This window comes from Pseudoalteromonas sp. D15MCD-2, assembly GCF_038562745.1.
Classification (GTDB): Bacteria; Pseudomonadota; Gammaproteobacteria; order Enterobacterales; family Alteromonadaceae; genus Pseudoalteromonas.
Map to the genome: position 1 here is coordinate 207,336 of NZ_JBCFQE010000002.1, position 15,348 is coordinate 222,683.

Annotated in this window: 8 protein-coding genes; 4 read left to right on the top strand and 4 right to left on the bottom strand. The window is 42.9% G+C overall.

The genetic code is table 11. The features are described from left to right. The first annotated feature begins 3 nt into the window (after positions 1-3). Positions 4-576, top strand: coding sequence for a manganese efflux pump MntP (locus AADY36_RS17720; RefSeq protein ID WP_054563298.1), 573 nt, complete (start codon positions 4-6; stop codon positions 574-576). Here AADY36_RS17720 and AADY36_RS17725 read toward each other — a convergent pair. Further along, positions 573-3,020, bottom strand: a complete 2,448-nt coding sequence (locus AADY36_RS17725; protein ID WP_342409380.1) for an EAL domain-containing protein — start codon at positions 3,018-3,020, stop codon at positions 573-575. The two genes, AADY36_RS17720 and AADY36_RS17725, sit on opposite strands and share 4 nt — an antisense overlap. Before the next feature lie 146 nt (positions 3,021-3,166). On the opposite strand from AADY36_RS17725, the gene AADY36_RS17730 reads away from it, so the two are divergent. The 3 genes from AADY36_RS17730 to AADY36_RS17740 all read left to right on the top strand — a co-directional run bounded on the left by AADY36_RS17730 (position 3,167) and on the right by AADY36_RS17740 (position 9,323). Next, a complete protein-coding gene (locus AADY36_RS17730) occupies positions 3,167-4,117 on the top strand; it encodes a GGDEF domain-containing response regulator (protein ID WP_235575503.1) in 951 nt (316 codons plus the stop codon). A gap of 52 nt (positions 4,118-4,169) precedes the next feature. Then, positions 4,170-7,691 (top strand): ATP-binding protein, encoded by a 3,522-nt coding sequence (locus tag AADY36_RS17735; protein WP_342409381.1) that lies wholly within the window; start codon positions 4,170-4,172, stop codon positions 7,689-7,691. A 126-nt stretch (positions 7,692-7,817) separates the two neighbouring features. After that, positions 7,818-9,323: a DUF2235 domain-containing protein gene (locus tag AADY36_RS17740; protein ID WP_342409382.1), complete on the top strand. Its 1,506-nt coding sequence runs from the start codon at positions 7,818-7,820 to the stop codon at positions 9,321-9,323. A gap of 18 nt (positions 9,324-9,341) precedes the next feature. Here the strand turns inward: AADY36_RS17740 and AADY36_RS17745 are convergent, their stop codons facing one another. From AADY36_RS17745 to AADY36_RS17755, 3 genes are all read right to left on the bottom strand, one after another. Beyond that, positions 9,342-10,094 (bottom strand): substrate-binding periplasmic protein, encoded by a 753-nt coding sequence (locus tag AADY36_RS17745; protein ID WP_054563247.1) that lies wholly within the window; start codon positions 10,092-10,094, stop codon positions 9,342-9,344. A gap of 945 nt (positions 10,095-11,039) precedes the next feature. Continuing rightward, complete coding sequence (locus AADY36_RS17750) at positions 11,040-13,673, bottom strand: glycosyl hydrolase family 18 protein (protein ID WP_342409383.1); 2,634 nt, start codon at positions 13,671-13,673, stop codon at positions 11,040-11,042. Between the two features lie 65 nt (positions 13,674-13,738). Then, the gene (locus AADY36_RS17755) at positions 13,739-15,346 is read right to left on the bottom strand and encodes a lytic polysaccharide monooxygenase (protein WP_342409384.1); all 1,608 of its coding nucleotides are present in this window, start codon (positions 15,344-15,346) and stop codon (positions 13,739-13,741) included. Positions 15,347-15,348: the final 2 nt, after the last annotated feature.

Genomic DNA, 15,348 nt, shown 5'->3' on the forward strand with positions numbered 1-15,348 from the left:
AAATTGAATATTATTACCCTAAGCGTTTTATCGCTTGCTATGTCGACTGATGCTTTTGCAGCTTCAATCACCAAAGGCAGTACGCTTAAAAATCCTCGCGTTCTGAGTGCAATCAAGCTTGGTTTATTGTTTGGCTGTATCGAAGCTATCGCACCGATTGTTGGCTGGCTAATTGGCAGTGCCGGTGCAGATTACGTTGAAGCGTTTGATCACTGGATTGCCTTTGTGTTGTTAGTGGGTTTAGGCATCCATATGTTGCTTGAGAGTCGTAAAGAAGATGACGACGATGAAGAAGAAGTTACACCTAACACTAAGCGCTCTTTCATTGCCACATTACTAACCGCTATTGGCACCAGTATAGATGCGATGACAGTCGGTATTAGCCTAGCTTTCATGAAAGTAAATATTTACTTAGCAGCCGCCATGATAGGCCTAGCAACCACAATTATGGTTACCATCGGCGCGCTACTTGGTAACGTAATAAGTGGCTGGGTTGGCAAAAAAGCCGAAGCAATCGGCGGTGTTGCACTTATCTTTATTGGTTGTGGAATCCTGTACAGCCACACCATGGCTTAACCTAATAGCTTATCAAACTCTTCTTTGGGCATGGGCTTATGAAAATAGTACCCTTGCCCAAGTTCGCAGCCTAAATCGATTAAACTATTCAAATGCTGTTTTTCTTCAATACCTTCAGCCACAATTTGCAAATTCAAGGTATGCGCTAAACTGGTGATGGTTCTAACAATGTCCATACTTTGCGTATCAGTGAGCATATCTCTCACAAAAGATTGATCTATTTTGAGTACATCAACGGGGAAGAGTTTTAAATAAGACAAACTTGAATAGCCCGTACCAAAGTCATCTATAGCAATGGTTAACCCCAAATCAGAGAGTTTATTAAGCATGATTTTTATTTCTTCAAAATCATGCATCAACGCGCTTTCGGTTACTTCAAGCTCTAACAGTTCACTGGCAAGCCCCGCTTGTTCAATCGTATCAGCAACGAGATTACAAAAATTACCATCGGTAAATTGTTTTGCTGCAATGTTCACGGCAACCTTTATGTTATGCCCTTTGTCGGCCCACTCTTTAGCCGCTTTACAGCTTTGCTTAAGCACTGACTGACCCAAAGCATGAATGAGACCTGTTTCTTCTGCAAGGGGTATAAAATCCAGTGGTGAAATAAGTTTATTGTCGTTATCTCGAAGCCGTACTAAGGCTTCGACACCAATGATTTTCCGGGTTGCGAGAGCTAGTTTCGGCTGATAAAACACCTCAATCTTATCTTGCTCAATAGCATGTCTTAAGAGCTTTTCAACGCTTTGCCGCTGCTTAAATTGATACTCTAAGTCATCGGAGTAATAGCAAAAACGGTTACGCCCCTGCTCTTTCGCACGATACATGGCTGCATCTGCATGAGTCATCATTTCTTCTGCTTGAGTAGAGTCAGCAGGGTTAACACTCACCCCCACACTGACCGATAAAATATACTCTTGGCTATCAATACGAAACGGCTCATTCATGGTGTTAATAATGTCGCTGGCAATGGCATCTATCGCGGAGGTGCTCTGCACGTCAGGTAATAAAATCACAAATTCATCACCGCCAATTCTAGCTAACGTGGTGTTTAAATCGATGAGAGACTCAAGGCGCTTAGCCACATGTTTAATAATTAAATCGCCTTGATGATGACCTAGGGTATCGTTTAAGTACTTAAAGTGGTCAATATCAATCAGCATTAAAGCCACTTTTTTCTTCATACTACGAGCAACTTTACATGCATGGGTGACTCTATCATGTAACAACACCCGATTAGGCAAATCGGTTAGTAAATCATGATTTGCTAAATGACTCATTTTCACGGCCATCGCGATTGATTCACTGACATCATGAAACACGATAATACCGCCGATGATGTTACCTTCAATATCTCGTATTGGCGCAGCTGAATCTTCGACCCTATAAACTCGCCCATCAAGCCCGGTTAATTGACTGTTTAACGCCATAGCAACAATGCGCTGCTCTTTTAAAGCAACAGATATAGGATTGACGAGTGTTTTGTTCGATGTTGCATCAACGAGCTTCATTACCTCTTCAATATGGCGCCCTTTTGCCTCTTCAACGAGCCAACCTGTTAATCGCTCAGCAATGGGGTTCATAAAGTTAATAATTGCGTTGTTGTCCGTGGCTATTACAGCATCACCAATAGAATTAAGCATAACCCGTAAACGTTCAGACTCATTCGATAGCAGTTTTTTTGTATGGGTAATTGAGGTGATGTCCGAAAGAGTAAGAATAACACCTACAACTTCTCGCTCTTTTATTCTTAAACTTATTTGCGCTCTAACATATTCAATCTTATTGCGAGGGCTAGGCAACTGAATATTTAAAACTTCTTGCTCTATTCCCTCAGTCAAGCAGCGATGAAAAGCCTTATACAATTCATCAGGTAATACATCTTTGGCGAAACAACCTAACATTTGCTCGCTGCTTTTTGAAAACCAATGGCTGGTTTCATCATTGCTGAAAAGGTTTTCCTCGGTATTTGACCAGTAAGATATATACACAGGTACTTGAGCAACGAGTGTCGAAATATCATTTCGTGCAGCTAATATCTGTGCTTCTTGGTGTTTAAGCTTTAACTGGTTTTGTACTCTGAGCCGGCAGATATTCAAATCAACGGGCTTATGAATAAGATCAATCCCGCCGCTTGCAAAACTTTGATACTCAAAAATTTGTTCATTGTGAGAAGTAACAAAAATCACATGGCTCTGTGCTGTTTTTGGGTTGTTTTTAAGTTTTTTACATACCTCAAAGCCATTCATACCAGGCATTTCGATATCTAGTAAAATAACATCAGGCTGAAAGAAAGTTGCTTTTTCAATTGCTTGAGCACCATTATCGCAACAAACTATCTCACCAAGGTCGCTAAGCGACTCTGCCATAATCATCAAACTAGTAGGCTCATCATCCACTACAAGCACTTTGTTGTGTGAATTTTCATGATGAGAAAAAAGCATATCCATCGCCTCTGCAAGTAGTACATAAAAAAACTCTAGTCCTATCTCACCAGACGCGCCAATATAAAAAATAACTTTTTAATTCTTAAGTTGTAGAAAATCCCAAAATCCAGTCTATGCTTTATTCATCGCTTGGAGGGAATAGTTTGCAACCGGTAGCTAGTCGCACAGATTTAAAGCTTAAAGATTCTGTTATTTTAATTGTTGATGATGAACCAATTAATACAACCGTAATAGAAAGTTTGCTCTCACCCTTCTATAAAACCCACACAACAGATTGCGGTGAAAACGTACTGCACCTGTGCGAGACCGTTAAGCCTGATTTAATACTGCTTGACGTGATGCTTGGCACCATGAGCGGCCTTGATGTTTGCAAGCAATTAAAAAAACACTCCCAATACAAAGATATTCCGGTGATATTTATTACCGCCATTATGGATCAAGATGACCAAAATCGCTGTTGGCAAGCAGGTGCTGTCGATTTTGTGTCAAAACCGGTTTATGGCGTCACATTACTTAATCGCGTAAAAGCGCATTTGACCTTAAAAAAACAAGCCGATTTACTCAAAAGTCTTTGTGAGCACGACAGCCTCACTGGTTTAAACAACCGACGATTTTTACAAAATACCCTTGATCAAAACATTCGATTAGCAGTCAGAAACGATAAAGCTCTTTCGGTATTAATGCTCGATATTGATTACTTTAAACAGTACAACGACTCTCTTGGTCATCAACAAGGTGACGAATGCCTAAAACGCGTTGCTGATGAAATCAAAAAAAGTGTTAATCGCCCAACTGATACCACTATTCGCTATGGTGGTGAAGAATTTTTATGTGTTTTGCCAGACACCGATATTCAAGGGGCACAATTTATTGCTCACAAGCTGTTGGCAAACATCCGTGAACTAAATATTGAACACCCACATGCAACCTCTGGAGTACTCTCTATTAGTATTGGTAGCGCAACATTTTCTGGGCATGAAGCCATCGACACTGACGAACTAATTCGCTGTGCCGATAAAGCGCTATATCAAGCCAAGCATCAAGGGAGAAACCGCTGTGTTTGCATACTTGCTGAACCCAGTTTTAGCTTTTGAGCTAAATCAAACCTTACTACCAACTCACGTTTTCGGTATGGAGGGCTAAACCATGGATTACGAAGTATTACACCAGAAAAAAGCGACAACCTCTGAAGGACGCTTTTTAATACCATTAGCGATTGCTTTTATAGCCGCAATTATGTGCTCAGCAATTTTCTTTTTCGAACTACAACTTCATAAAAATATTAAAAACAGCGTTGCAGAAAGACTGAGAGAATCAAGCGCTACCGTAGATGTGCAAGTCCATGAAAAAATAAATAAATATAAAAACGATTTACAGTTTTTATATTCTACTCCACCTATATCAGGACTTGCCAGAGCTGCAGCAAATGGTGGTAACGACCCTCTTGATAACACTACCTCAGAGCAATGGAAAAAACGTTTAGAAACGATATTCGTTGCATTTTTACAATCAAATTCTGAATTCGAGCAATTACGTATCATCAGTACACAACGAGCAGGACAAGAACTGATCAGGGTAGACAGAGCTGCCGGTGGCATAGTTGTAAAAGCAGATAATCAGTTACAGGATAAAAGTGGCCGTGACTATTACCAGCAAAGTTCGCAATTGTCACAGGGTGATATGTATTTATCAGCAATAACACTTAACCGAGAATATGGAAAGCTCGATTATCCTTATAAACCTATGCTACGTATTGCCTTACCGATCTTTGATGAAAATATGCAGCGCTATGGGCTGATTATTGCAAACATTAATACATCTCAGTTATTTGCATCTCTTAATGCGATGGTACAAGCACCAAACTCATTGATCCTAACAGACAGCGAAGGCTACTTTTTAGTTCACCCTAATGAAGACTTTCGCTTTAGCCGTGACTTAGCACCAAACAAACGCTGGGACTCAGCGTATAAGTCTGAACCTGCCTATTTAGAAAATATACTCAGTATTAGCTCTAACTTTGCTGGTAAACAACAATACGAAGCGTTAACTAAGCGCATTCCATTTACTGGAGATTTAGAAACGGGGTTTATAGATGCCCACATTATGCTACCTCACTCTGAAATTAATGCGATGGAACGCGAGCAAAGGATCAGCACTTATGCATTTTTGTTCGGCGTATCTGCTTTTTTGGTGTTTGTACTTGGATTTTTGCATCGAAATTTAAAGCGTAACCGCGAGCTTGCCGAGGCAAGAGCGGTATCTTCAGCCATTATTAGCGGCTCAAAAGATGCCATTATTGCAATAAGTGAGATCGGCCTAGTGTCTAGTTGGAATAAAGCAGCCACTGAATTATTTGGTTTTCAACGTGAACAAGTCTTAGGGGCAGATATAAACAAACTGAATCTATTTCCAAATATTAACATTAAAGAGGTATGTAACGAGGTTAAAAGCCGACGAAAGCAACATGAAATTGAAGTCGACTATCAGCAAAGCAATCAACACACGACTCATTTAGCACTCGCTTTTTCAGCTATCTTTGATGAACATCATCAACACAACGGCACAGCCATCCTCATTCGCGACACTACCGTTGAAAAGCAAGCGAGCGACAAAATTAAGCAAATAAATAACGAACTCGAAATTAAAGTAGCACAAAGAACTGCCCAGCTAGAAAAAGCCAGCCAAGTTAAAAGCGCTTTTATATCAAATATCAGTCATGAGATGCGAACACCACTAAACGGTGTTATTGGCACACTCAATTTAATAAAACGAGAGTCACTAAGTAATCAACAACAGCATTATTTAGAAATGACAGAGGTAAGCGTTAATAGCTTGAACGTACTTATTAACGACATTCTTGATTTATCAAAAATTGAGGCTGGCAAACTCGACTTGGACAAAAAAGCGTTTAACCCTATTAAGTTTTTTGAAAGCTTAAGTGGCAGCATGGCTGTTAAAGCACAAGAGAAAAACCTTGAATTTATTTTAGATATTGCCGATGTTGAGTACAGCTCGATTGTTACAGACCCTCATCGCTACTCACAAGTGATTACCAATTTAATTAATAACGCAATTAAATTTACTAAAACGGGCTTTATAAAATTTACCGCCACAAGCAAACGACTTAGCGATGATAACGTTGAGCTATGCTGCACAATTCAAGATACCGGAATTGGTATTGCGCCTGAAAATCAAAATAAATTGTTTAGTGCTTTCACCCAAGCCGATAACAGTGTGGCCGCACAATACGGAGGCACAGGGCTCGGTTTATCAATTTGTAAGCAGCTAGCTAGTTTGTTAAATGGGCAAATTTCCTTTGAATCAACCGAAGGTAAAGGGAGTACTTTCACATTTACCATTCAGTTAGACAGCCAAAATGTAGAAAAACGCCAACCAAGCAGCCGCTTAAAAGACAGCGTTTTTGCTGTGTCGGTCAAACAACCTGAGCTTGAAAGAAGCCTAACAAAACTAATCTCTCATTGCGGTGGACAGCTCACGAATGTTGACCTAGAAAGCTTTGAGGTAAGCGATAACATGCCCTTTGATACGCTAATTTTAGAGCCTGGCAATCCGTTACTCGCAAAACTTGATAGCTTTAGTGAAAATACCTATGACCATAGCCTGCCCTTTAAATTAGTGGTGCTTATAAACCCAACCGAACCACCACCGCAAGCTAAATTCTGCACATTTATGCGCTTATCTAAACCTGTGCTTATCTCTGAGTTTTTACTTAAACTAGCTGATGAACGACTCATAAAAGAGCAGCCTGCTCAAGACACAACACCACTTCGTCGCGAGACTGATACGCAAATTCACATAGATGTTGATATTGCTGGAGCAAAAATCCTGATCGTTGATGATAACGATATAAATGCTGCAGTTGCCAAAGGCACATTAATGAGCTTGGCACTGCGCTTTGAAATGGCGTCGAATGGTCAGCAAGCCATTGAAATATTGGCCAGTGCACCTGAGGACGACCCATTTAACTGCGTATTAATGGACTGCCAAATGCCCGTGTTAAATGGCTATGATGCAGCAGCACAAATACGCAAAGGGGCTGGTGGAGAGTACCATAGCGACATTCCTATTATTGCCATGACAGCCAATGCCATGCTCGGTGAGCGTAAAAAGTGCTTAAATGCAGGTATGAGCGATTACATCACAAAACCTATCAGTGCAGATAAATTGATTACCACTACGGCGAAATGGGTTGCATCAACGTACCCTAAACATCATACAGCGCCAAAAACGATTGCTGTGCCTGAGGTAAATCAGTCGCCCGCTATACTGCAAGAAGAATTAATCGATGAAGAAAAACAGCATTGGAATCGCGAAGCAGCCCTCGGTCGTTTGATGAATAACGAGGTGCTATTAAACAAAGTGAGTAAGATGTTTTTAGAAAGCTCACATAAAAAAATAACGCTGCTAACACAAGCAATCAAAGACAAAGACTACCATGCGATTGCAACCACCAGCCATGCGCTTAAAGGGACCTGCGGCGATGTGGGCGCAGCCAAATTGCACCTGCACTTTACTGAACTAGAGGTACTGGCCGCAAGTAAGGGCAATACGCTAAAAGATATTCAACTTAAGCTACTCGAAATCGAAAAAGACTACGAAATTTTGTTAGAAATTTTACAAAAGCATACCGTAGCCAGAGTCGGCTAATTTTATAAATAGCAAATAAATGGGCTTTAAAATCAAAGCCCATTTTTCATTAAAGCGCCGCATATTTGTCTTCTAATTTTCATAAAGTGGGAGTATGTTTATACAAACCACTAAAGGAATGACGCTATGACCGCTAAAACGCTGATTTTCAACTTTGATGGCACAGGCAGCGAGCCTCGTGATGCAGAACAATTCAGCGCTGCACACTTCAAAGAAGACGCCAGTATTTCTAATATTCTTAAACTTCATTTACTTTTTGGTGGCGCACTCAATAGCGAACCCGAAACACCATTTCCAACCCAACTTAGCTTTTATTATCAGGGTATAGGCACCCAAGGTAGCCGCTTTCGACGTTTATTCAATCAAGCCCTTGCACCAAGAGGTGATGATGTAGCTAGCATTTTAAACCGTGCTATGAGCGACTTTAAAAGCTACTACACTGTGGGTGATAAAATACTACTAACTGGTTTTAGCCGCGGTGCTGCCCTTGCTAGGCGCTTTGCCAAATGTTTAGAGCCATTTATTAGTGATGATGTTTACTTATGTGTATTTGATACTGTTGCATCAATTGGTTTTTCAAAGGTAACAAAAGCAACCCGCGGTGCTGAGCACGTTATTTTTGAAAACTACACACTTGCAAGCAATATAAAAGCAGCCCTTCATTGCGTGGCACTTGATGAAAAGCGCCGTGCATTTGAACCTACACTTATTAATAGTGCGCCGCATGTACAAGAGATCTGGTTTGCGGGCGCTCATTCAGATGTGGGTGGCGGCTATTATCGTGATGGTTTAGCCGACATTTGCCTACGCTATGCGATTGAGTGGCTGATTGAACAAACCGTCGCACTAAACTTACTTACCAGTGCGGATATCAATTACAACACCTTGCTCCCAGAAGAGCATCGTAACCTCATTGCTCAAGATGATGTCACCGTTACACCAGATCCATTGGCACTAAGCCATCAGCAAAACTATTTTTGGTTTAACCCTTTGTTTAAACTGGTAGATCGCGAATGCTGTGTATTGGTTGATAACGAACAAAGCAAGCTCGCGCCAACTATTCATTACACAGTAGCAGAGCGTATTAATCGTTTAACGAGCTATCGCCCTGAATCGTTAAAGAGCCTTCACTACGACGTACTTTATAATGACGAAACTCGCTTAAGCTTTAAGGGTTTAAGCCCGCATATTGCGCTTGATAAACAAAATATGACGGTGCTGAGCATAGACGAAAGTAAAGATGTGTTTGTTTATGGCGCTGAAAAATACAACCACACAGGCTTAATGTTAGAGCAAGGTGGTACTTACCGATTTACGCCTTATCCAGAGCAAACTTGGTATGACGACGGCATTAGTTGTGGCCCTGCCGGCTGGCACCGTGACAATATCCAACTTGGGGTGAAAGAAATCCCGATGGCCGTGCTTGAACCGTTTAGACGTTTACCCCACGCACAATGGTTTGCGTTGATTGGCGCTATCGATAACAACGACGATCATTTGTTTGAAATTGCTGAAGGTGCCGATATTCGTATTGCTAAATCAGGCGAGTTTTGCCCTTTTGCTAACGACCTAAACCGCTTTTATGGGGCGAATGCGGGGCGTATTAAACTGCGGGTGACTCGTTTAGGATAGTTTAGTGTTTGGGATAGTTTAGTGCTTAACATAGCGAGCGATGATCTCAGTTATCGCTTGCTGGTTGTTTAAAATTGCTGAGTTAATAGCCGCTCTGTCTTCTGCTAACAGGGTTGTTTCACTCAGCATAAAATAAACGCTGTCATTATTGACAATATACGGATGCAGCTCGATACCCTGCTGATTATTTTTTTGAATTAAATATAAACCAGCTAGTTCATCATCAACAAAAAAATCGACCCGCCTAGCAACTAGCATAGCGAGGCGCTGACGCAAAGATGATACAGTAACGAGTTGTTCTTTATATTTTGCGTCTTCTTTTAAATGAGTAAAGTCAGGGCCAAAATAACTACCACTATTAGTTAAAATAACTTGCTGATGTTCGAGCAGTCCTTGTAAGTCTAGAGACTCTAAGCGGCCATGCGGGTACCAAAACAAACGCATCACTTCATTACGGTAAGGCTCTGAAAAGAAACTAAAAGAGTCACGCTCAGTGCTATAGCTTGCTGCCGGTAGTAAATCGACTTTACCGTGCTTAAGCTCTGCAAAGCCCCGTTTAGATGAAGGCATAACAACATATTTAGCGCAAAATCCTGCTTCTTTTAGCACTAAATTAACCACATCAATATCAATTCCGGTGAGCTTGCCATTTTGCTTAAAAGCATAAGGTGCCCACTGCTGACTAATCCCCACTTTTAGGGTTTTATCGCAGCTAAAAGCCGAGTTACTCAATACAGCAACAACAAGTAAAAACAGCGCTTTTAACCCCATTAAGCCACCTTAGTTTAAATACTTACAGATCATATTATTCAAGTATGGTTGATAATGTCTGAAAGACCAATGTGTGAAGTGGGAAACAGAAAGTTAGCAAGCAGAGAAAGGAAAATTCAGTGAGGTATGAAGGAAAGTTAGCAAGCTTCAAGGGGAAAGAGTAAAGTTGCGAGATTCGAGATTCGAGGTGCGAGATTCGAGGTGCGAGGTGCGAGATTCGAGGTGCGAGGTAAGAGTCTGTGGCAGCGATTTTACATCGCGTCCTAGAACCCAGAACCTAGCGCCTGATGTTTCCCCCGTAGGACTGGCTTTAGCCGGGAAATGTCTTAAGTTAGCGAGTTTCAAGGGGAAAGAGTAAAGTTGCGAGGTACGAGATTCTAGGTGCGAGGTACGAGATACGAGGTGCGATATACGAGATGCGAGATACGAGTCTGTAGCAGCGATTTTACATCGCGTCCTAGCACCCAGAACCTAGCGCCTGATGTTTCCCCCGTAGGACTGGCTTTAGCCGGGAAATGTCTTAAGTTAGCGAGTTTCAAGGGGAAAGAGTAAAGTTGCGAGGTACGAGATTCGAGGTGCGAGGTACGAGTCTGTGGCAGCGATTTTACATCGCGTCCTAGAACCTAGAACCTAGAGCCTAATGTTTTCATTCGTAAGCGTGAAACTTGTTTCGCGCGTCTGAAGATAGGAAATTTGAAAGGTTTACATGGACTATGTTGGGTTCTATTCGCCACTAAAGTACCTCCTACAAGACTTAAATCGCTAAGATGAACACTCGACCTAACCAACCCCACAGGTCGTCTGACCGCTGAAAGCTGACAGCTTCTTTCCCCTTTCCCCTCGCTAACTTTACTCTTTCTTACTTCCCCCACAAAAAAGCAGCCATACGGCTGCTTTGAAGGGAAATCACATTTTAATGATGGGCATTAAATGTGGTTATTGCACTTAAAGTGCTTTCCATACATCCGCGACACCTGGCTCGTCTCCTTGAGTCCACCATTTCGCTTCGTATTTATTACCTTGGTGAGTAACTTGGTCGCCACCGTTATAGATACCCGCAGCTTGCCATACAACATCACCATTACCGTCGGTTGGTTGTGAAGTTGCTTCCCATGGGCCGCCTAAATCAGGGCGCTCGCCTTGTGTCCACCATTTAGCGGTGTACTCTACGCCGTTATAAATTACCGTATCACCACCTACATAGATAGCCGCTGCATCCCATGTCGTTTCACCATCTGGCGGAGTTGTTGTACCCGAGTCTGTCACGGTGACATTAAAGCTCACTGCTGTTGCTGTTTGGCCATCACTTACCGAAACCGACACAACATAACTAGTATCTGCATCAACGCTGCCCGCTTGTAAACTCACATCAGCACCTGAGCCCACTAGCGTTAAGCCTGCTGGCACTGTCCAGCTGTATGAAAGCGCATCGCCATCAGCATCAGATGCCGAAACAGCCACGTCCACACTCGCATCTTCTGCCACTGTTTTATCAGTAATTGCCGCAACGACTGGTGCTTGGTTCTCGCCTGTCGTTGGTGCTACTACATTTACTGTAACGTTACGGCTTACACTTGCCTCGCCATCGCTCACACTCACAGCAACCGTGTATTGCGTATCAGCAGTCACTGATGGCGCTGTGATTACAAGGGTATTTGAATTTTCGCCAGTTACTGTTAACGCACTGTCAGCTGTCCAGCTAAAGCTTAGTGGATCGTTATCTGCGTCAGTTGCCGATGCAGTCACAGATACACTTTCGCCCGCATTAACAGATACTGTACTTGATACAGATAGCACTGGCGCTCTATTGCTAGGCTCAGTGACGGTACCACCAAGTGCCTCATGCATGGCATTAAGAATATCGCCATTATCAGCGTCAATTTCCCATGCAAACAGACCACCTAGATTATATTGATTAACATAAGCACCTTTTGCCAAAACAGAACGACGGTTATCGTATGTAATTAATTTACCGTTGCTACGGTTCCATACATAAGCGGCTTCGGCTTGTTCATCATAACCTGTCTCAAACCCATTGATGCCATTTTCTGCAGCGCCCAACATGTAAGTTTTGATGCCTTTATAATCGATTACACCGTCTTCCCATACGCCTTGCGCTGTAGTGCCTTTAAGTTTGCCGCTGCCCGGTGCTGTCATAGGGTTATCAGCAATAGTCGCGTTTTCTGGATAAACACCTTCCCAGCCACGGCCATACATAGCAGCACCTACCACGATTTTTTTCGATGGTACGTTTTGCGCAAGTAGATTTTGCACTGCATTATCAGTTGTATAAGCAGGGCCTTTATATGGAATGCCTTCTTCATCAACACCCGTGCCATCACACTGACCAACACGGAAATGCGATGAACAATAAAGCGCAGCCTGATGGCCAGTTACATTGCTCCATGCACCATAGTAGTCGTAGCTCATTAAGAAAATGTAATCCATATATTGCTGAGCTTGTGAGTAGTCGACATCTTCAATTTTGTCGTAACCTGCACCAATCGCTGATGTTAACTCATACTCACGACCTGTCTCTGCTTCAAGCTTATCGAGCATCGCGCGCAGCTCTTGCATTAGCGCAACGTATGCAGGGCCATCAGCAACTGGGTCGCCTAAGTTTGGATTAGCACCCTGACCACCCGGGTATTCCCAGTCAATATCAACACCATCGTAGAACTTCCACGTTCTTAAAAACTCTTCCATTGATGCCACAAACGTGTCGCGATTGGCTTTATCGGTAAAGTAGGCAAATGGGTCTGATAAAGTCCAACCACCCACCGATGGTAAAATTTTCAGATCAGGATAACGTTGCTTTAACGCCATTAACTGCGAATACGTACCACGAATTGGGTCATTACTATCAACACCTGGTAGCGCTTTTTGAATCGCAGCCCATGGGTCGTGGATCACCACTTCAAAATCTTGAGAACCCGCACAAGCAGTATTTAGCGCGTTTTTAGGGCCGCCCGTTAACGAGTCATTCGGTCCACAAATTGGAATAAAACCATACAAGATATGACTGAGGTTTTGCGCTGGAATATTGGTTACATCATAGTCACGACCATAAATACCCCATTCAACAAAGTAGGCGCCTGTTACTAGGCCGTCTTTGGTGCCAATATCTTGGTTATTTGGATCATAATCCATCGGCAATGGCGCTAAGTGGCCGCCATCTGTATCGGCAATAACAATTGGCTTACCTTCACTGCGAGCACAGGTGGTACCGCCTTCACATAGTTCTACATATAATGTGTGACGACCTGCTTTATCATACGGGAAGCTAATAACACCACTTTTGGTACCTGCTGCCAGCGAGCCTTCATTAACCAGCATATCATCGAAATACACTTTGTAGCTGTCGCCGCCGTCACCACTCCATGCGTTCCATTCAATGCTGATAGTGACTTCATCAACACGGTTCACCAAGCTCTTGTATGAACCTGTACCTTCAAGATCAACCTCAACAAATGAGTATTCTTGTGGCTCCCAAATAATGGTTGGTGTTGATGGTGCCGCATTCGCTGCACTTGCAAAGAGTGCAACACCAATGGCTGCGCTTAATTGTTTTATATTCATGATTCTCTCTTATCTATTTTTATATAGCGTTACGCTGTTATTGATAAAGTTTGAACTACAAAACTTTAGATTTCTTTCCATACTTGGCTGGCACCCGGTACATCTCCTTGGGTCCACCACTGCGCTCGATAGCGCTGTCCTTGATAGGTTACTTCGTCGCCGCCTTGATAGGCTTTGCCGCTGTTCCATTCGATTGATACACTGCCAGATTCAAGCTGCCATGCATCACTACTGTCTGGTTGTGCGCCTTGGTTCCACCATTTCGCACTGTAAACTCCGCCGTTAAAACTCACTTTATCGCCCGTGTTGTATTGGCTTGTGCTATTCCAAGCAGGCACGCTCGGATCAACTGGATCAGGGTCGACCACAGTGCTATTAAGCACAGTCACGGTAAAACTAACTTGGCTTGTGAGCTCGCCATCTGACACCGATACACTTACGGTGTAACTTGCATCAGCATCTACAGCGGGGGCATTTAGCGTGATGTTGGCATCGCTACCCGTAAAGCTCAGTGGTGCAGGTACATCCCAGCTATAAGTTAATGTGCTTTGTTGATCATCAAAGGCGTGTAGGTGTATCGCGGTGCTGCTTTTTTCTTCAACTTGAAGGTCATCTGGTTGATGAATAATTGGCGCGGTATTGTCAGGAGCCGCTTGTACGCTTAGTGCAAAGCTGTAGTTTGCATTCGTTGTAAAGACCTGATTAGTCATTAAATCAGACGCATCAAAGGCAATATCTCCGGCGCTATTTTGCACGCCAATATTAACTAAGTGCGCGTAATTAAGGTTTAACAGCGCTGCAAATTCAGCCTGCCAATTAGCTTGATTATCAGCTGTGATCTGCATTTGTTGAGTAAGTAACTCTTGGCCATTTTCATCAAATAACCGAGCTGACACACTACCGCCAACCTCAGCGTCTTGTCCTTGACGAACAAAGTAGCTAATTGCTGCCCAATCGGTTGGCTCTGTCGGGGTCGCATCGCTGACAATATTAATATCGCTACAGTTGTAGAAGCCTTCGCCGCCGGCATCATCTCGCTGCCAACGCGTGTATAAAATGGCATCGCCACTGCGCCCTTGTGGAATAGACACGCTCATTTCATAGTAACGGTCGTTGTTAGCATCAATGCTAAAATCAAGATTATCGTACTCTTCAACAAGCTCTAGGTCATCCCAAGTAAGCACTTGAGTCGCACTATCAAAGCCCGGTTTTGTTAAATAAAACTGCCAAAAACTCGGGTTATGCGGCGTACTCGCTAAAAAGCGCACTAAAATATCGCCATTAGCATTAGGAATAACCTCACTGCGTTGCCAATGCGCTGAAGGTAAATCCATACCGCGTTTTTCTGGGTCGCCTGCTGCACATAATCGGCCATCAGGTACACTTTGCTTTACTGCCTCTAGGTTTGTGTAATCAATGGTATTAGCCGAAAATTCAATGTCTTGCACAAACTGTACATGCCCTGCTTCAACAAACGCTGCACGACAAGCAAGGTTAGGGATCCCCGTGCCATCAGCAGGCCACCAGTACCCGCCATCAGCATTACAAAATGCTTGGCGTGCCTTCGGGCTTTCTAAGAATCCGTGGGCATTCACATGGCTTGATGCACAGGCAAGCAGCATGCTGGTTGCCACTGCCGATAAAGACAATGCCTTTGATTTCATTACTTTCATTG